The sequence below is a fragment of the Skermanella sp. TT6 genome, from assembly GCF_016653635.2.
Taxonomy (GTDB): Bacteria; Pseudomonadota; Alphaproteobacteria; order Azospirillales; family Azospirillaceae; genus Skermanella; species Skermanella cutis.
In genome coordinates this window covers 3,049,188-3,068,065 of the sequence record NZ_CP067420.1, presented here as the reverse complement: position 1 = coordinate 3,068,065, position 18,878 = coordinate 3,049,188, and the positions used below count along the sequence as shown (strand labels likewise).

General features: G+C 65.7%; 18 protein-coding genes. 10 read left to right on the top strand and 8 right to left on the bottom strand.

The window, feature by feature from the left end:
* Window positions 1-110: 110 nt before the first annotated feature.
* Complete coding sequence (locus IGS68_RS14470; protein ID WP_201070069.1) at window positions 111-317, bottom strand: hypothetical protein; 207 nt, start codon at window positions 315-317, stop codon at window positions 111-113.
* Between the two features lie 306 nt (window positions 318-623).
* On the opposite strand from IGS68_RS14470, the gene IGS68_RS14465 reads away from it, so the two are divergent.
* Window positions 624-878, top strand: a complete 255-nt coding sequence (locus IGS68_RS14465; RefSeq protein WP_201070067.1) for a hypothetical protein — start codon at window positions 624-626, stop codon at window positions 876-878.
* Between the two features lie 24 nt (window positions 879-902).
* Here IGS68_RS14465 and IGS68_RS14460 read toward each other — a convergent pair whose 3' ends face one another.
* The gene (locus IGS68_RS14460; protein ID WP_247880843.1) at window positions 903-2,084 is read right to left on the bottom strand and encodes a ChaN family lipoprotein; all 1,182 of its coding nucleotides are present in this window, start codon (window positions 2,082-2,084) and stop codon (window positions 903-905) included.
* A gap of 76 nt (window positions 2,085-2,160) precedes the next feature.
* Window positions 2,161-2,676 carry a PQQ-dependent catabolism-associated CXXCW motif protein gene (locus IGS68_RS14455; RefSeq protein WP_201070063.1) on the bottom strand — a complete coding sequence of 172 codons (516 nt, stop codon included), beginning with the start codon at window positions 2,674-2,676 and terminating at the stop codon, window positions 2,161-2,163.
* 195 nt (window positions 2,677-2,871) lie between these two features.
* Here IGS68_RS14455 and IGS68_RS14450 point away from each other — a divergent pair, with 195 nt between their 5' ends.
* Window positions 2,872-3,693: an ABC transporter ATP-binding protein gene (locus IGS68_RS14450; protein WP_201070061.1), complete on the top strand. Its 822-nt coding sequence runs from the start codon at window positions 2,872-2,874 to the stop codon at window positions 3,691-3,693.
* Between the two features lie 77 nt (window positions 3,694-3,770).
* Window positions 3,771-4,523, top strand: coding sequence for an SDR family NAD(P)-dependent oxidoreductase (locus IGS68_RS14445; protein ID WP_201070058.1), 753 nt, complete (start codon window positions 3,771-3,773; stop codon window positions 4,521-4,523).
* A 57-nt stretch (window positions 4,524-4,580) separates the two neighbouring features.
* Here the strand turns inward: IGS68_RS14445 and IGS68_RS14440 are convergent, their stop codons facing one another.
* Entirely contained in the window at window positions 4,581-4,817 is a 237-nt protein-coding gene (locus tag IGS68_RS14440) for a hypothetical protein (protein WP_201070055.1), read from the bottom strand.
* Here IGS68_RS14440 and IGS68_RS35980 point away from each other — a divergent pair, their 5' ends adjacent.
* On the top strand, window positions 4,818-4,940 hold the full coding sequence (locus IGS68_RS35980) for a hypothetical protein (RefSeq protein WP_256445671.1): 123 nt from the start codon (window positions 4,818-4,820) through the stop codon (window positions 4,938-4,940).
* A 302-nt stretch (window positions 4,941-5,242) separates the two neighbouring features.
* Entirely contained in the window at window positions 5,243-7,825 is a 2,583-nt protein-coding gene (locus IGS68_RS14435) for a hybrid sensor histidine kinase/response regulator (RefSeq protein WP_201070052.1), read from the top strand.
* 27 nt (window positions 7,826-7,852) lie between these two features.
* On the opposite strand, the gene IGS68_RS14430 is transcribed toward IGS68_RS14435, so the two are convergent.
* A complete protein-coding gene (locus IGS68_RS14430; protein ID WP_201070048.1) occupies window positions 7,853-8,692 on the bottom strand; it encodes a universal stress protein in 840 nt (279 codons plus the stop codon).
* A gap of 209 nt (window positions 8,693-8,901) precedes the next feature.
* Here IGS68_RS14430 and IGS68_RS14425 point away from each other — a divergent pair, with 209 nt between their 5' ends.
* Window positions 8,902-9,360, top strand: coding sequence for a ferritin-like domain-containing protein (locus tag IGS68_RS14425; protein WP_201070044.1), 459 nt, complete (start codon window positions 8,902-8,904; stop codon window positions 9,358-9,360).
* A gap of 75 nt (window positions 9,361-9,435) precedes the next feature.
* Here the strand turns inward: IGS68_RS14425 and IGS68_RS14420 are convergent, their stop codons facing one another.
* Window positions 9,436-9,648: a hypothetical protein gene (locus IGS68_RS14420; protein WP_201070042.1), complete on the bottom strand. Its 213-nt coding sequence runs from the start codon at window positions 9,646-9,648 to the stop codon at window positions 9,436-9,438.
* Window positions 9,649-9,870: 222 nt separating this feature from the next.
* On the opposite strand from IGS68_RS14420, the gene IGS68_RS14415 reads away from it, so the two are divergent.
* The 4 genes from IGS68_RS14415 (at window position 9,871) to glgB (ending at window position 17,655) form a co-directional block, all read left to right on the top strand.
* A complete protein-coding gene (locus tag IGS68_RS14415) occupies window positions 9,871-10,281 on the top strand; it encodes a LemA family protein (protein ID WP_201070038.1) in 411 nt (136 codons plus the stop codon).
* A 222-nt stretch (window positions 10,282-10,503) separates the two neighbouring features.
* The gene (locus IGS68_RS14410; protein ID WP_201081198.1) at window positions 10,504-11,580 is read left to right on the top strand and encodes an IS5 family transposase; all 1,077 of its coding nucleotides are present in this window, start codon (window positions 10,504-10,506) and stop codon (window positions 11,578-11,580) included.
* A gap of 484 nt (window positions 11,581-12,064) precedes the next feature.
* Window positions 12,065-15,379, top strand: coding sequence for a maltose alpha-D-glucosyltransferase (treS, locus tag IGS68_RS14405; RefSeq protein WP_201070035.1), 3,315 nt, complete (start codon window positions 12,065-12,067; stop codon window positions 15,377-15,379).
* On the top strand, window positions 15,379-17,655 hold the full coding sequence (gene glgB / locus IGS68_RS14400) for a 1,4-alpha-glucan branching protein GlgB (protein WP_201070032.1): 2,277 nt from the start codon (window positions 15,379-15,381) through the stop codon (window positions 17,653-17,655). Before treS ends, glgB begins: the two co-directional genes overlap by 1 nt.
* Window positions 17,656-17,799: 144 nt before the next feature.
* Here the strand turns inward: glgB and IGS68_RS14395 are convergent, their stop codons facing one another.
* Complete coding sequence (locus tag IGS68_RS14395) at window positions 17,800-18,009, bottom strand: hypothetical protein (protein ID WP_201070029.1); 210 nt, start codon at window positions 18,007-18,009, stop codon at window positions 17,800-17,802.
* 17 nt (window positions 18,010-18,026) lie between these two features.
* Window positions 18,027-18,860: a DUF4351 domain-containing protein gene (locus IGS68_RS14390; protein ID WP_201070026.1), complete on the bottom strand. Its 834-nt coding sequence runs from the start codon at window positions 18,858-18,860 to the stop codon at window positions 18,027-18,029.
* Between the last annotated feature and the right edge of the window lie 18 nt (window positions 18,861-18,878).

The following is an 18,878-nucleotide window of genomic DNA, read 5'->3' as shown; positions in this document are numbered from 1 at the left end:
CGGTTGTTCAACGTACGCCGTGGCCGATCCACCGCCGGCGCATGTCCGGCCGCTGGATGGGAGCCGCTGGATGGGTCGGTTGGATCGGGAGATGAGGTACCGGCGAAGGATCAGGTGCCGGAGCGGCTTTCCAGCGGGTCCGTCACGATCTCTCCAGACATGTCATGTGCGGACCCGCCGGAGCGCCTGGCTTCCGCCATCGCCCTGACCTGCCGCGCCTCTTCTACGACACGCCGCGACCGTTCGAAGGCTGCCTTGGCCCGCTCCATCAATGCCGCCAGACGCGGGCTTAAAGCTCCGCGATCCATATCCGTCATCAGTCCTCTCCTTATGCGACGGGAATAGGGGGACAGTCACCTGGCCAAGTCTGTACGGTAGTGGACGCAACTTGGGAAAATCCGCGGAAAATTCAATCTCTTCCATGCACCCGCCCAATGTACGAAACCGAACAGACAGAACTGTATTCTCCATGTCTGCTGCATCCTGGATGTTGATCCGCATGGAGTTCGCGGCGCGGTTTCCACTCGAATGCCTTGCCTGGACATTCCCGGGCGACGGATTGCACTGGTGTTTACGGAGCCGAGCTGTCGAAGCGACGTGTCGTCGGATATGAGAGAGCGACAATGATTACCAACGAATTCTTCGTAACGACCAGGGTCGGCAAATGGTACGTGGATAATGGGACGGAATCCCACGGTCCCTACCTGAGCCAGCGGGACGCCGTGGCCGATGCGATCGACGCGGCGAAGTCGGTGTCCGGCCGCAAGAAGCCGGCTGCCGTCCTGTTGAAGCTGCCCGGCTCCAACGCGGAGGTCGTCTGGAGCTCGCGGGAAGAGCTGCGCGAAGCCAACGCCGCCAAGTCGGCCGTGGAGGCGTGATCCCGGGAGATTCGCGCCTGGACTTCAGGAAACCGGAAACTTGGCGACGATCTCCCTGGTGGCTCCGTCCCGTCGCACGCTGAGCGGCAGCCATGTTCCCGGCGCCTGACGGTTGACGATGTCGATGAACTTGCCGACTTCGCTGGTCTTCGTGCCGGCGGCGGCCAGGATGATGTCGCCAGCCCTGAGCCCGGCGGTCTCGGCCACGCTGTTTCCGACCACCGATTCGATGCGCAGGCCTTCCTCCTGGGGAGCGAGGCTAACCCCCAGCCGCGGGCGCCAGGATCCCTGTTCCTCCTGATCGTCGGAGACGCCGAATACCGCGTCGGCAAGGCCGGCCTCGAGTTCCGAGCAGGGAATGCCCGCGCTCCAGGGCAACAGGACCATGCTGTTCCCGATGCCGAGGTCGGAGAGTTGGTGCGGGATGCCGTGGCGACCCTCCAAGTGGCCCGCGCCGACGATGCCGACCACCGTCGCGCCCGTGCGGCGATGGGCGTCGGCGATCGCCTCCGCCATGGCGCGGTCCCAAAGGAGTTGTGCCTCCTGGAAGCGGCGGAAGGACGGATCCTCCCTCACGTCGCCCGTTCCGGGTTGGCGTCCATGGGCCGAGTAGATTTCCGCCAGCTTCTCGGTGTAGGCGGAGGGCGCCGGGGCCGGATCGCCGACCCCCTCGCGCCCGGACGGCGGGATGTTGTTCCAGCCTTCCCGTCCCACGCGCGCCGTCAGCGCGCGGTCGACGTTCAGCGCGACGACCGGGATCCGGTGCATCCGGGCGAACTGGAGGATGGGCATGTACAGCGCGCTGTCATAACCCCACACGGTGCGCCAGTCGCTCTCGGAAAGGAACTCCTCCTCCGTCGTCCGGCCGGCGCTCCATCGATCCAGAGCCGGCTGGACCCTGCGCGGGAACATCTCCATCCCGATCACCAGTTCCGGCCGATGGGCGTGCAAACCGGCCAGCGTGTGCAGTTGCCATCGATGATGCTCCGCGCTGTCGTGCCGCTCGCCCAGCAGCACCACGGGCGTCGCGGATGCCCGGCGGAACAGTTCGGGCACGGCGATCGCGTCGCCGGCCGCCTTGTCCGCCGGTTCCATCCAGACCCCTTGGGGAACACAGGCGGACGGGTTTCCGGCGGCTTCCGCCGATCCGTCCCGCCACGCCATGCATCCGGAAAGAAGGACGGCGACGGCCATCAGTTTTCGCACGAGCGTCGTTCCTTTCGGGCTGGGCTTCGCGTACGCAGAATCCGACATTTAGGTCCGGCTGATCCGCTGACCATGGTCAACCTGCGTCCAGGGGCACCGGATCGACGATTTCGGTCGGCAGTTCGAACTGTTGCCACACGTCGATGCCGTCGCGGAACCAGTATACCCGCGTGTACCCCCAGGATAGCGCCCGCTTCGCGGCGTTCCACGACATCCAGCAGTCGGTCACGCAATAGAACAGCAGGCCGGCCGCCTTGTCGCCCGCGGTCAGCCGGTCGAGATTGCGGCGGAAGTAATCTTCGACGACGGGATCAGGCCGGCCCTCCCCGACTTCGGGAAGCCAGGTGCTGCCGGCGATCGCGACATGGGGCTTCGCGACCAGCCATTTGCCCGAAAGGCCGGGTGAAGCCGCCCTGGGAACCTTCATGACGTCGATGAACAGCACTGTCCCGGCCTTGTGAAGCGCCTCGGCCTCTTCCAGGGAGACGGTCGCGGCGCCGGGGACATGGGACGGGACGGGAGCCCGGTATCGATCCAGGCGATAGCCGTCCGGCGGCGGGACGTCCGACCCGGGCCGCGTGTCCGCCGCCATTCCGGGGGCCGTTGCCGCCACAAGACAGCTCAGCAGCGCTATCATCGACGCGAGGGCGCACCCGGTCCGGCATGTCCGTTTCATGCATGCAGGCAATCACGGGGCGGGACGGTCGCGCCAGTGCCACGATAGTGCTATAGGCGGCGAGGCGACAGAAGGCTAAGGTTCAAGCTTGGTTTCGTCTGGTACGGTTGGATGTCGATTACCTTCGCCCGGACTTCCCGCCCTGATGCTCTGTCCGGCTCGGCGCAGGAGGCATTGCCTGACCTGCTGGTCGAGATCGACAGCAAGAGGTTTCCGGCGGTCGGCGACGCCCCCGCCCACGAGGCGGTGCGCGGGTTCCGGCTGGCGGCGCGCCGCGGCGAATTCGTGGCGATGGTCGGTCCGTCCGGCTGCGGCAAGACGACCACGCTGAACATCGTCGCCGGCCTCGACCGCGACTTCAGCGGCCGGGTGAGGTTGCCCACGGCGGCCGGCCGGGACCGCCCGATCCTCGGCTATGTTTTCCAGAACCCCCGCCTGCTGCCGTGGCGCACCGTCCATCAAAATCTGGAACTGGTGCTTGGTCCGGACCGCGATCCGGGGGCCGAGGCGAGGATCGCGGCCTTGCTCGATGCCATGGACCTGACCCGCGTACGGGACCAGTATCCCGGCCGACTGTCGGTCGGCATGGCCAGACGGGCGGCGCTGGCCCGCGCCTTCGTCGTCCAGCCGGATCTGCTGCTGATGGACGAGCCCTTCGTGTCGCTGGACGAACTGACGGCACAGCGGTTGCGGCTGTTGCTGCTTGACGTGTGGAGCGCCCGGCCGACGACGGTCCTGTTCGTCACCCACAATCTGCGCGAGGCGATCCAGTTGGCGGACCGGCTCGTGCTGCTCTCGGCTCCTCCCACGCGGGTGCTTGCCGACCTGCCCATCGAGCTGCCGCGCGCCGACCGGGGAGACGAGGCCGTCGTCGAAGCCTATCGCGCCGAACTGCTGGGGCGTGGCGGACCGGCATTCCAGTTGCTGGGATAGAAGATGCACGTGGACCCGGGCGGCGCGGTCGCTTGGCCGGCTTTGCAGCGCTCAAGGCGATGCTGTAATGTGAGACCATGCCAGAAACGCCAGCATCCGAGAAACCGACCGTCATCCTGACCGGCGCCAGCCGGGGGATCGGCCACGCCACCGTGCAACGATTCAGCGACGAGGGGTGGCGCGTGATCACCTGCTCGAGGGAGACGATCCCGGAGGACTGCAAGGCTGATCCCAACTGGACCCACCATATAGCCGCCGACCTGGGTGACCCGGACAGCCGCGCCGAGTTCGTGAAGGAAGCGAACCGGGTGCTGGGCGGCGGACCGCTTCATGCGCTGGTCAACAATGCCGGGGTATCGCCCAAGACGCCGATCAAGGAACGTCTCGGCTGCCTGAACGGCGACCTGAACGCCTGGCGCTCCGTGTTCGAGCTGAACTTCTTCGCGCCGCTCGTCCTGGCCCGCGGCTTCGCCGCCTCGCTCGCCAAGGGCAAGGGCGCGATCGTCAACATCACCTCGATCGCCGGCCATGCGGTCCATCCCTTCGCGGGCTCGGCCTACAGTACGTCGAAGGCGGCGCTGTCCGGGTTGACCCGGGAAATGGCCGTGGAGTTCGCCGACCTCGGCGTGCGGGTCAATGCGGTTGCGCCAGGAGAGATCGAGACCGCGATGCTGTCGCCGGAGACCGACATCCTGATCCCCCGCATTCCGCTGCACCGGCTTGGACAGCCGGCGGACGTCGCATCGGCGGTCTTCTATCTCAGCTCGCCCGCCTCCAGCTATGTGACCGGAACGGAGATCTTCGTTACCGGCGGGCAGCATTTGTACTGACGCATGCGCGTCTTCCCAACAAGTTTGACGGTAGCGTCACGAAGCCGTCATGATTGGTTAACAAAGAAATCCGACGACTGTGGCCGCGGCGTTTGTCACGGAGAACAACTCAAGAAATTCGTCGGACGTTACTGTCGGCCAGGACACGTCGCCCCGGTGGCTGGGGGCGGGGTTCGGCATGACCTTCTTCAGGTTCCTGATCCGCGACAACCCGATGATGCCTGCGTCGGCAGTCGCTTTCCTTGCCGCCAGCGTCGTCTTCGGCAACCCGGCGCTCCTGAACGGGTTGGACATGTGGAGTCCGATCTCGTTCTGTATGTCATGGAGGACGGCCGCAAGTTCGTCGGCATCGTCCTGTGGTTCACCTGGATGCTGAAGACCGCGGCCGATTCGATCGAAAACCCGGCGGGGAGTTGACCGCGGGTTCGGACGGGACCGGAACGCCCGCCCAGGTCCCTTGAACTCCCCGCATCATGCTCGGTCCCGTACCGGTATTGCGCATCGCCGGCGATGGCCCTGCGGACGGAGGCCGGCCGGCGATCGGGATCGATGGCGGTTCGACGGTTTGCACCGGCCAGCCATGAGCCAGGCTTGCGTCAAAATCAGCCATGACGTCTCCGGATGATTATGATCCGTTCCTTCGGAAGAGATGCGATGGTATTATCACTAAGGTAGCATTTCAGTCGAAACGGAGTAGCTGAATTTTGATCCGGCGACGCATGGACCTGCTGATCCTGATGATGGCGGCGTTCTTCGCGCTGAGCTTGGTGGGTATGCGGGCGGTCTGGCTGTGGTCGGAGTACGACCGCGAACTCGCAAGGGCCGAGTCTGCGAGCCGCGATCTTGCTCGCATGACCGAGGAATATATCGACAGGGTTTTCGAGGCCAGCGACCTGATCGCGCTGGAGGTCGTCCGTTACGTCCGGCAGAAGGGCGGCGTCGAGCAAATCCGCCACCGGCTGGAACCTCACCGTTACCTGGCCGACTTGGCGCGCCGGATCATCGGACTGCAGATCTTCGTGGTCGACCGCAACGGAGTACCCGCGTTGCTGACGACGCAGTTCCCGGCGCCGTCGGGCGATTTCACCGACCGCGCCTGGCTGAAGGACCATTTGGCCGGAGCGGACCGCCATATCGGAGAGGCTCTGATCGGCCGATTCTCCGGGGAAATCCTGTTCACCTACTCCCGGGCGATTCGTGACAGCGAAGGGTCTCTCGACGGGATCGCCCAGATCTCGATGCGTCCGACCTTCTTCGAGCAGGTTCCGCTGACCAGCGACCTGGGGGCGGGCGTCCAGTTGATGGTCTGGAACCTCGATGGCGGAGTCATTGCCCGCACCGGCATGGCGCCCCAGGAGATCGGCCGCAACTACAGGGACCATTCGGCCTTCTGGTCGCTTCTCGCCGGGCGTTCCGGTACCTTCCGCGTGCAGTCACCGTTCGACGGGGGAGAGCGGATCTTCTCCTTCCGGCGCCATGCTTCCTGGCCGGTGATCGTCAGCGCCAGCGTGCCGGTCTCCAGCGCGCTGATTCCTTTCCGCGAGAGCCTCCACCAGAGCGTCTGGCAGGTCGCGCTTCTCCTGTGCGGGCTGGCCGCGCTGACGGCGGTATCGTTGCGCATGAGCCGGCGCGAGGCCATCCTGCGCGAGGAACTCGCGGTCTCCAACGATACCCTCGTCCGGTCGGGACGCCAACTGGAAGGGCAGGTCGAGGAGCGCACCCGCGAGCTCGGCGTGGCGAACGACAGGATGCGGGAGGAGGAAAGGCGTTTCCGCGGCATTTTCAACTCCATGTTCCAGTACATAACCCTGCTCCGGCCCGACGGGACGGTCCTGGAGATAAACCGGGCGGCGCTGGATTTCGGCGGCCTGAGCCAGGCTGACGTGATCGGCATGCCGTTCTGGGAAACACCGTGGTGGCGTCCGGACGCCGATGCCGTGGACAAGCTGCGCCAGGCGATCACCCGGGCGGCAGGCGGCGAGTTCGTGCGCTACGAGGCCGAGATCACCGGCGTGGACGATCGTCGGGTCCTGATCGACTTCTCGCTGAAGGGTGTCGCCGACGAACATGGCAGGACCGTCCTGCTGGTGGCTGAGGGGCGCGACATCTCCGACCTGAAGGCGGCGCAGGCGAAGCTCCATGAAGCCCAGAAGCTCGAGCTGCTGGGCCAACTGACCGGTGGAGTTGCCCACGACTTCAACAATCTGCTGATGGTCATCCTCAGCAACCTGGACCTTCTCCGGAAACGCCTGCCCGACGACGACCGCCTGCGGCAGTTCGCCGACAGCGCGATCCAGGCGGCGGAGCGCGGCACCACCCTGACCCAGCGGCTGCTGGCTTTCGCCCGCCGACAGGACCTGCGGCCCGAGGTGGTCGATCTGCGCGACCTCGTGGGAGGCATGAGGGACTTGGTGGAGCGGTCGGTCGGGGTCGGCATCCGAACGGTGTTCGACCTGCCCGACGGCCTGCCGAACGTCCGGGTCGATGCCAACCAGCTCGAACTGGCGTTGCTCAACCTCGTGCTGAACGCGAAGGACGCGATGCGCGAGGGTGGTGTCCTGACCATTTCGCTGCGTCACCAGGCGGCCGACCGCGACGACTCCAGCCAGCCGCGCGCCGGCTTCGTCTGCCTGACTGTAGCCGACAATGGCTGCGGCATGGACGACAGGACGTCCAGGTCATGCATCGAACCGTTCTTCACCACGAAGGAACCGGGCAAGGGATCCGGCCTGGGGCTGTCCATGGTCCATGGCCTGGCGGTGCAGTCGGGCGGTTGGCTGCGCATCCTGACCCAGATCGGCATGGGAACCCGGATCTCGATCGGGCTGCCGGCGGCGGGAACGGTCATGCCGATCAAGCCGCTGCTGTCCGATGCGCGGGAGGAGGCATCGGCTCCTCCGTCGTGCCGCGTCCTCCTGGTGGAGGACGACGTGCTGGTCGGCATGGGCGCCGAGGCGGTGCTACAGGATATGGGCCATTCGGTCACGTTGGCCCATGACGGCAATCACGCGCTGGAGATCCTGGACAGCGCCGGACCTTTCGACCTGATCATCACCGATTACGCGATGCCTGGCATGACCGGGCTGGACTTGATCGAGACGCTGCGGAGCCGGTACCCCGACCTGCCCATCGTCCTGGCTTCCGGCTATGCCGACCTGCCGAACGGGGCGATCCCGGCAGGCGTGGCGCGGCTGTGCAAGCCCTACCGGCCGCCGGACCTCGTCGCCGTACTGGCCGACCTTCTCGGTCCCGGCGGCCCGTCGAACGTCATCCGCTTCCAGCGAGACCCGCGCGCCCAGTGAGCGCGCCCCTCCGGGAGTCCCCCGCCGTCAGTGGGCGAGCAGGACCGGCATGTTGGCCATGGCCAGGATATGGCTGGTGGCGCCGCCGAAGATCATCTGGCGCAGGCGGCTCTGGGTGTAGGCGCCCTTGATGAGGAGATCGATCTCCAGCGCCTTGGCATGCTCCAGGATCGTCTCGCCCACGCCGCGGTTCTGCGGAACGTGCATCGCCTGGGCGGGAATGCCGGCGCGCGTCAGGTACCGCGCCGCTTCGTCGGCGCTGGGACCGGCGACCAGTCCGCCCTCCACCGACAGCACGAACACGCGCTCCGCCTGCTCCAGGAAGCTGCGGGCCAGCCCGACCGTGCGCGCCGTCTCCGTGCTCGCGTTCCAGGCGATCATCACGTTGTGGCCGAGGCGGCGCGGGGCCGTCGGCGGCGCCACCAGGACCGCCCGGCCGCCGTCGAACAGCGCCGCCTCCAGGGTGCTCATGCGGGGCGGGGTGGCCCCCCGGGACGGCTGGCCCAGCACCGTCACGTCGAACAGCCGCGCATGCTGACCGATGAAGTCGTCGCCCGGCGGAGCTTCGACCCGGAAGGTCGCCCAGGGTTGGCCGGTGCCGGCGCCACCGTCCAGCGGTATGTCGTTGCGGTTCAGGAACTGCTCGAATTCCAACCGGGAGCGCTGGATGCTTTCCCAGTCCTCCTTCCTGAAATCCTCGACGACGTAGGGCGCGCCCATGCCGGTGGCCGCGATGATCCCGGCGAAATCGGGACGGACATGCAGACCTTCCATGTGGCTGCCGAAGCGACGTGCCACCAGCAGGGCCGTCTCCAGCACCGACTCCAGCAGTTCGCTTTCCTCGACCGGAATGAGAATGCTCTTCATGTGCCTGAACCCCCTAGATGCCTTCGTGATCACCGACCGGTTTCACCGGTGACAATCATCCGCCGAGCCAAGGCGCCGTGCAACCATCTTGCAGGCTAGGTCAAATCGTCACGCGGTGCCGTCCGGATGGGTTCAAGGCGAGACAGCGGGCAGCCCCGGTCCTACTGTGGGCGTGATCCGTTTTTCCCACTCTCCACACTGGTTTGATCATGAACGATGTAGCAGAATTTCTCGCCTATGCGATCAAGCTGGAGGAGGATGCCGCGGCGCGGTTCTCCGATCTGGCCGAATCGATGAAGACCTACGGCAACAGGGAGGTGGCCGAGTTTTTCGGCAAGATGGCGCATTTCTCGCGGCTTCACCTGGCCGAAGCCCGCAAACGCGCCGGATTCCACAAACTGCCGGACATGAAGCCGGAGGATTTCGTCTGGCCGGGCGACGAGAGTCCGGAGGCGACCTCCATGGAAGGCTCGCACTACCTGATGAACGCCGAATATGCTCTGGCGCTGGCATTGGACAGCGAGGAGCGCGGATACGCTTTCTACCAGAACGTCGCCACCACCACGAAGGACCCCGAAATCCGCATGATGGCGGAGGAGTTCGCGGAGGAGGAGGCGGAGCATGTCGCCGAGCTGAAGAAGTGGGTGACGCGGTTCAAGGCCGCCTGATCGGTTCCGCTACGCCCGGCAGCCTTCCCGCGTGAGCGGAACGGCTGCCGGGCGTAGCCTTGGCGGCAGCCGGCTTCAGGCTTTCAGGGCGGCGTAGTCGATCTCGTACACCTTCTCCTGCGGCTTGTAGCTCTTGAAAGCCGAGATGACGTCGTCGATCGTGACGTCGGCGGGCACGTTCAGGATTTCATAAATAACGGAAGAACCGCTGGTCGGGCCGACATCGGCACTGCGATGGGCCTTGGACACCAGTCCTTCGCCCGCGACCTTGATCATGTATGATGCCATTATTCAGCGCTCCTGAAGCTTTGCATGTCGAAATTGGACCAGAGCTTTGGTCATGGGGATCTCGGCCCTGCCTGGACCTTATCGAAGACTAGCAGCCCTTCGGGTACCGCACCGCGCGACAAGTTGCCCTTGGAATGGCGGACCTGAAAATTTCGCTACAATTTATGCCTTTTTGCTACACGCGATGGTATGATCCCGGGGCAGGGGGATACCGATATGGATATGGCGTTGATCGTAGGGGCGCTTTGTGTGCTTTACATCGCGGCGATCTACAATCGCCTTCAGCACCTGCTGCACGTCGTGCAGGAAAGGACCGCGAACGTGGAGGTCGGGGCGCTCCGACGCAACACTCTGCTGGAGAAGCTGGCCGACGGCATCGGGCGTACGCCGGAGCATCACCAGCTCATGATCCAGCTCGCGGGCGTGGAGCAGGATCTTCTGGCTCGCCGGGAGAGCTGCAATGCCGATATCCGGGCTTACAACGCCTATCGCGCACAGATCCCCCAGATCCTCCTGAGCCGCATCGCCGGTTTCCGCCGGATCGACTTCCTGGTTCCGGACCGCACCCTTTCCTCCGGACATCCGCGCACCGAGGACGGGGCGTCGGCCACCGTCACGCCGATAAGGCGCTAGAGCGGTCCCCGATCAGGTTGAACCGCTTCGGTTCACGCAGCCTGCCGTTCCACTCGCCGCGATGCGCATTGTTAGGCCATGGGCCCGACGCATCGGTTCGGCTGTCCCGGGGCGGATCGATCTGACCGGGCACGGCTCTAGCAGGCTGCGGAAAAAGGGCTGTGCACGGCCTGCCGGTCGTGATTCTCTACGGTGGTGGAGACTGCGGCCGGCGAGGGGACGATGCGGGGATTGGACGAACGCAGCGAGGGTCTGTTCAGCTACCTGAGCTGTGAAGCGCGGGTTCCGGCGAGCCATCCGTTGCGGCCGATCCGGGCCATCGTGGACGAGGCGCTGGAGGTGATGTCGCCGGCCTTCGAGGGGCTGTACTCCAGGATTGGGCGACCATCGATCCCGCCGGAGAAGCTGCTGCGGGCGCTGCTGCTGCAGGCCTTCTACTCGGTGCGCTCGGAGCGTCAGCTGATGGAACAGCTCGATTACAACCTGCTGTTCCGCTGGTTCGTCGGCCTGTCGATGGACGCGCCGGTGTGGGACGTGACGGTGTTCACCAAGAACCGTGAACGGCTGCTGGCCGGCGATGTGGCGGCCAAGTTCCTGGCCACCGTGCTGGATCAGCCGCGGGTCAAAACGCTGCTGTCGGACGAGCATTTCTCGGTGGACGGCACGCTGATTGAAGCGTGGGCCTCGGTGAAGAGCTTCCGGCCCAAGGACGGCAGCGGCGAGCCGCCGGGGCCGGGACGCAACGGCGAACGCGACTTCCATGGCGAGAAGCGCTCCAACGAGACCCACGCCTCGACTACCGATCCCGAGGCGCGGCTGTACCGCAAGGGCAACGGGCAGCCGGCGAAGCTGGCCTTCATGGGCCATGCGCTGATGGAGAACCGCCACGCCCTGGTGGTGGATGTCCGGCTGACGGCGGCCACCGGCTTGGCCGAGCGCGAGGCGGCGGTGGCCATGGTCGAGGCCATTCCGGGCCGCCACCGCATCACGGTCGGGGCCGACAAGGCCTACGACACCAGGGATTTCGTGGCGAACATGCGCGAGTTGGGCGCGGCCCCGCACGTCGCCCAGAACACGAACAACCGACGCTCGGCGATCGACGGCCGGACCACCCGCCACCCCGGCTACGCCGTCAGCCTGCGTATCCGCAAGCGGATCGAAGAGGTGTTCGGCTGGATCAAGGGAGCCGGCTTGCGCAAAACGCGTCATCGCGGCACGGCCCGTGTCGGTTGGATGTTCACGCTGACCGCCGCGGCCTACAACCTGATCCGCCTGCCCAAGCTGCTGGCTGCGGCATAACCACGCCCGGAGTTCGCCTGAACGGCGGCGCCGGGAGCCCCGGATCGAGGCAAACCGCTCCATCTCGTCCAAAACGGGCGTCCTAAGCGCCCTCTTCAAGCCTCAGCGGAGGCAAGAGCGCTGCGAAGGCCCGTTTTTCCGCGTCCTGCTAGTCTGGATTTCGGAACAGGCATCCTGAGCATTCCCTGGTTTCCTCCATTCGGCGAAGGCGGGCCTTACGGTGACGCGACCTGGTCGGACGCGGCTCCGGTCCAGGCGAAAGCCCAGAGAGTTTTGATCGAAGAGGGCCGGCAGCAAGGGCCGGTCAGCCGCGGAACCGCAAAAACTGGAGGGCGCCTGTGCTTTCCAGCGTTCTCGCGTGTTACCCTGATCAGTCGCACGCTCATCCAGCACCGGCGGCCCGCGCCGAGGCGCCGTGAGCGGCCAAGATCCGCCAAGCCCATAGCCAACGGGCGCCCACGTCCTTGCAACAGCCCGAGATACCATGATCGATCGGAACGACCGCCTCTGGTACAAGGATGCCGTCATCTACCAACTCCACGTGAAGGCCTTCTTCGACGCCGATAACGACGGCATCGGCGACTTCGCGGGGTTGTCCCAGAAACTGGACTATCTTCAGGAACTCGGTGTCACGGCACTGTGGTTGTTGCCCTTCTATCCCTCGCCGCTGCGCGACGACGGATACGACATCGCCGACTACCGCAACGTCAATCCGTCCTACGGATTCATGCGGGATTTCCGGCAGTTCGTGCGCGAGTGCCACAACCGCGGCATGCGCGTGATCACCGAGCTGGTCATCAACCACACGTCCGACCAGCATCCCTGGTTCCAGCGCGCCCGCACCGCCAAGCCGGGCTCCAACCACCGAAACTTCTATGTCTGGAGCGATTCCGACCAGAAGTATCAGGGTACCCGGATCATCTTCCTGGATACCGAGAAGTCCAACTGGACCTGGGACCCGGTCGCCAAGGCCTATTTCTGGCACCGCTTCTACTCGCACCAGCCGGACCTGAACTTCGACAATCCGGCCGTGATGCGCGAGGTGCTGAGCGTGCTGCGCTTCTGGCTCGACTTGGGCGTGGACGGGCTCCGGCTCGACGCCGTGCCCTACCTGATCGAGCGCGAGGGCACGAACAACGAGAACCTCTCGGAAACCCACGACGTCCTGAAGCAGATCCGTTCCGCCGTGGACGAAGGCTACCAGGACCGCATGCTGTTGGCCGAAGCCAACCAGTGGCCGGAAGACGTGCTGCCCTATTTCGGCGACCTGTCCAAGGGCGGCGACGAATGCCACATGGCGTTCCACTTCCCGTTGATGCCGCGCATGTACATGGCGATCGCCCAGGAAGATCGGCATCCCGTCACCGACATCATGCGCCAGACGCCGGAGATCCCGGAGACCTGCCAGTGGGCCGTCTTCCTGCGCAACCATGACGAGTTGACGCTGGAGATGGTCACCGACAAGGAGCGGGACTATCTCTGGAACTTCTACGCCAAGGATCGGCGGATGCGGATCAACCTGGGCATCCGCCGCCGCCTGGCTCCGCTGATGGACAACGACCGACGGAAGATCGAGCTGCTGAACAGCCTGCTGTTCTCCATGCCCGGCACGCCGGTGGTCTATTACGGCGACGAGATCGGGATGGGCGACAACGTCTATCTGGGCGACCGCGACGGCGTCCGCACGCCGATGCAGTGGTCGCCGGACCGCAACGGCGGCTTCTCCCGGTCGGACCCGGCGCGTCTCTACCTGCCGGCCGTCGCCGACCCGATCTACGGCTTCGACGCCGTCAACGTCGAGGCGCAGGAGCGGAGCCCGTCCTCCCTGCTGAACTGGATGAAGCGGCTGATCGCGGTGCGCCAGCAGCAGAAGGCGTTCGGCCGCGGCACGCTGCGCTTCCTCTATCCCGGCAACCGCAAGGTCCTGGCCTACCTGCGCGAGCACGAGGGGGAGGTGATCCTGTGCGTCGCCAACCTGTCGCGTTCGGCCCAGGCGGTCGAGCTTGATCTGGCGCGCCACAAGAATTGCGTTCCGGTCGAGCTGATCGGCCGAAGCACCTTCCCGCCGATCGGCGACCTTCCGTACCTGCTGACGCTTCCCGCCTACGGCTTCTACTGGTTCGGCCTGACCGACACCGCCGAGCAGCCGGCCTGGCACGAGCAGCTTCCCGAGGTCATGCCGGAATTCGTCACGCTGGTGATCACCGACGGCTGGCGTAACCCGGCGGGCCGCGCCGCGACGGAGCTGGCCCGCGACGTGCTGCCGACCTACCTGCCCAAGCAGCGTTGGTTCGGCGCCAAGGACGAGGTGATCAACGAGACCCGCGTCCGCACGATCGCGGAGCTTTCGGGACGGGGCGAGAACTTCATGCTCGGCGTCATCGACGTCGTGCTGTCCGGGGTGGAAGAACCGCATCCGTATTTCCTGCCGCTCGCCGTCACCTGGGAGGAGAGCGCGGCGACGCCCGCTTCGCCCCTGCTGCCCTACACGCTGGCGCGTGCCCGGCGCGGTCCGCGGCTGGGCGGCCTGTACGACGCCATGCAGTCCGACCGTTTCCTGCTGGCCGCGGTCGACGCGATCAAGCGCAACGACCAGGTCAAGGCGAACTCCGGAACGATCCAGTTCCAGCCGACACAGCGCATGGCGGACCTGGAGCTTCCCGAGGAGTTGGAAATCCGCCGGCTCGGCGTCGAGCAGAGCAACACTTCCGTCCTGGTCGCCGACCTGATGGTGGTCAAGTCCTACCGCAAGCTGGTCCGCGGCGTGCATCCCGAGCTGGAGATCGGCCGCTTCCTGACCGAGGTCGCCGATTACCGCAACACGCCGCCGCTGCTTGGGTCGGCCTTCCATGTGGAGGAGGACGGTACGTCGACCGCCCTGATGATCGTGCAGGGCTTCGTGCGAAACCAGGGCGACGGCTGGAGCTACACCGTCGACCAGCTGGTGCGGTACCTGGACGAAATCCGGCTGGGCGCCCCCGCCACCGAGGAGTCGGACCAGTCCGCCGCCGAGAACCTGGAATTCTACATGGCCCTGGCCGGTACGCTGGGGCAACGGACGGCGGAACTCCATCGGGCGCTGGCGGTCGAGAGCGGCGATCCCGCCTTCGAGCCCGAGCCGGTCACCGACGGCGATGTCACCCGCTGGATCGAGGAGGCCAGGGCGCAGGCCGAACGCGCCTTCGGCAGCCTGGAGCAGGCCCGGTCGCGGCTGACCGGCGACGAACTTGCGGAAGCCGAGTCGCTGCTGGAACGCCGTCAGGAGTGCCTCGACCTGATCGGTTCGCTCGTCGCGGGCGGTGTCACCAGCTTCAAGACGCGTTACCATGGAGACTATCACCTGGGTCAGGTGTTGAAGGCGCAGAATGACTGGTACGTGATCGACTTCGAGGGCGAGCCGGCCAAGACGCTCGACCAGCGCCGGGCCAAGCACGCGCCGCTCCGCGACGTGGCCGGCATGCTCCGGTCGTTCAACTATGCCGCCTGGGCCGCGGTGAAGCGGGTCCAGGAGATGCAGGCCGATGCCGGGTCGAAGGTGCTCGGCACCGCGCTGGAATGGGAGCAGCAGGCGTCCAGGGCGTTCCTGACCGCCTATCACGACGGGATTATGGGATGCCCCAGCTATCCCGCCGACGAGGACGTTGCAAAACGCCTGCTCGACCTGTTCACGTTGGAGAAGGCGCTTTACGAAGTCGCCTACGAGGCCGCCAATCGGCCGACATGGCTGGGCATCCCGATCAAAGGGGTGGCCGGCATACTCGATGCACATGCCGCCAGCTCACAGCCTGGGGAGGTTTGATGACCGCCTACACCAAGAACCCGACCAGCCAGCCCGCCGCCGAACTCTCCGGCGGGTCGGGCGCGAAAAGCGCCGAAACCCTGCGGCAGGAGATCGAGGCCGTCGTCCGGGCCGACCACGGCGACCCGTTCGGCATCCTGGGCATGCACACCGACGGGCCGGACGGAGTCGTCACGGTCCGCACCTTCATCCCCGAAGCGCGGCGGATCCTGCTGATCGACGCCGACAGCGGGCACCCGGTGGCGGATCTGGAGAAGGTCCATTCCGACGGCTTCTGGGCCGTCACGCTTGACGATCGCAAGAACCGCTTCCGGTACCGGTTCCGCATCGACTTCGCGACGCATACCGGAGAGTTCGAGGACGCCTACAGCTTCCCGCCCGTCCTGGGCCAGCTCGACGTCCACCTGCTGGCGGAAGGCACCCATCTGCGCAGCTTCGAGCGGCTGGGCGCGCATCCGCACGAGATGGAAGGCGTCGCGGGAACGGCGTTCGCGGTCTGGGCACCCAATGCCCGGCGGGTCTCCGTCATCGGCGACTTCTGCAATTGGGACGGGCGCCGGCTTCCCATGCGCAAACGCCACGAATGCGGCGTGTGGGAGCTGTTCGTTCCCCATGTCGCCAAGGGCGACCGCTACAAGTACGAGATCAAGGGACCGGGCGGCAACCTGATGCCGCTCAAGGCCGATCCTTACGCCTTCCGGGCCGAAATGCCGCCGCATACCGCCTCGGTCGTGCAGGGGCTGAACGACCATGACTGGGCTGACCAGGACTGGCTGCGCGACAGGGCCCGGACCGACTGGCGGGGCAAGCCGGTGTCGATCTACGAGTGCCATCTCAGCTCGTGGAAGCGTCCGGACGGCGACGGCGGAATGCGTTACCTGACCTATGACGAACTGGCGGACGACCTCGTCTCCTACGTCAAGGAGATGGGCTACACCCACATCGAGCTGCTGCCGATAACCGAATTCCCGTTCGACGGGTCCTGGGGATACCAGCCGATCGGCATGTATGCGCCGACCAGCCGGCACGGCGATCCGGTCGCCTTCTCGCGCTTCGTCGAGCGCTGCCACAGGGAAGGGATCGGCCTGCTGCTGGACTGGGTGCCGGGCCATTTCCCGACGGACCCCCACGGTCTCGGCATGTTCGACGGGACGCACCTGTACGAGCATGCCGATCCGCGTCAGGGCTTCCACCAGGACTGGAACACGCTGATCTACAATTTCGGCCGGCGCGAGGTATCGAGCTTCCTGCTGGGCAGCGCGCTGTACTGGATGGACCAGTTCCATTTCGACGGCATCCGTGTCGATGCGGTGGCGTCGATGCTGTATCTCGATTACAGCCGGCAGGCCGACCAGTGGGTGCCGAACCAGTACGGCGGCAACGAGAACCTGGAAGCGGTCGCCTTCCTGAAGCGGATGAACGAGCTGGTCTACGCCAACCATCCCGGCGCCATGACCGTGGCCGAGGAGTCGACCTCGTGGCCGGGCGTGTCGCGGCCGGTCTATCTGGGCGGGCTCGGCTTCGGCTTCAAATGGAACATGGGCTGGATGCACGACACGCTTCGGTTCATGTCGAAGGACCCGATCCATCGCCGCTACCATCACCATGACCTGACCTTCGGCCTGCTTTACGCTTTCAGCGAGAACTTCGTGCTGCCTCTGAGCCATGACGAGGTGGTGCACGGCAAGGGCTCCCTGCTGAACAAGATGCCGGGGGACCGGTGGCAGAAGTTCGCCAACCTGAGGGCCTATTACGGCTTCATGTGGACCCATCCGGGCAAGAAGCTGCTGTTCATGGGCGGCGAGTTCGGCCAGGAGCGGGAGTGGAACCATAACCAGGGATTGGACTGGTTCCTGCTCGACGATCCGTTCCACAGAGGCGTCCAGTCGCTGATCCGCGATCTCAACCATCTCTACCGCGACACGGCGGCGCTTCACGAGTTGGACAACGAAGCCCCCGGCTTCGAATGGATCGAGGCGAACGACAGCGATAACAGCGTCCTGGCCTTCCTGCGCTACGGCAAGGACAGGGAGCGGCCGATCGTGTCGGTCAGCAACTTCACGCCGCTTCCCCGGCACGGTTACAGGGTCGGCGTACCGCTGCCCGGCTTCTACCGCGAACGGCTGAACACGGACGCGGGTGTCTACGGCGGCAGCGACGTCGGCAACGGCGGCGGCGTCGAGGCGGAGGAAGTTCCCCACCACGGCCGGCCCTATTCGGTCTGCCTCACGGTACCGCCGCTAGGCACGCTGGTGCTGGAACGGCAGATGTCCTGACGGAGGAAGGGGGCGGACGGATGTCCGCCCCCGATAGCCGGTCGCGGTACGGATTGTCCATCAAGGACGAGACCCGATGTCAAAGCCGGCATTCGTGTCCGCGAAGGCGCTCGCCATGGTGCATCCGTATGGTCGAGGCGCCTGTCAGGGCGTGCCACTCGTCCGGCGGTCGATAACGAATACGGCCGAGGAGGCATCGAAACCCCGACGGCCCAATTCGTCCAGCAACTCTCCGAGCATGTCGCGTATGCACGCCGCGTGATCGTCGCCGATCGCCGCGCCGTCCGGGTCGGTCACGCGCACCGTTTCGGATCCGTCCTCGAAACGGGCGACATAACATCCAGGGCTGGACATGACCTGATCCGGGCGGGTCAGTGCTGGGAGGGGGAAAGGATCGACTCGAGCTCGGCAGCGTCAAGGGTGGAGGCATCGCACACCGCATCCATCCAGCGGTCGAGTTCCTCGGCGGAGCCGCCGCGCACGCGGTCAAGCATCTCCGGCGGCACCTGCCCGAGACGGCGCTCGATCTGCCGGAGCAGGGAGCCGGCCTTGCCCTTGGCCTCTCCCATGGCCGCGATTTCCCGAAGATAGGGATGTTCATCGACGTTGATCTGGACTGCCATGGATCTCAGTTCCTCCTTCACGACCGGCACCGCCCTGCGCAGTTGGGCAAGGATCAAGAGTTTGGCCGCCGCATCGTCGCGAGCCCGACGGTCGAGCCGCACGATGCGGGCCAGGATGTTCCGGACGCGCATCCTAATATCGTCGTTTCCGCACAGGATTGCCAGCACCGCATCCTCGGGGGCCGGGCTGTCGAGCAGCGGCCTGGAGTCGAGGTCGCCGATGTAACGGACATGGTAGGCGAAGTTCAGGTTGGGGTGCGCGATACTGGCCGGCTTGTCCCTGCCGCGTTCGCCCAGGTGCAGGACGAGCTGAGTCACCGGAGCGCCGTCGTTCAGTTCCGAGATCGGACCGTAGTATTCGAGCATGCGCCAGTCCAGGCGCGCGTCCGGGCCGGCCTGCAATTCCAGGTGAAAGATGCTGCCGTTCATCAATCGGGCCACCATGTCGGGGCGCCGCCGGCGCACCGACGAGAACTCGGCGGATAGGAAACATCGGACCGGTGCGCCCGCCAGCATGCCCAGCAGGGCTGGGGCGCCGGCCCATACCAGGTCTTTCACCGTCGCGTCGTAATCGTTCGCCATCCCGCAGCTCCTGCACGC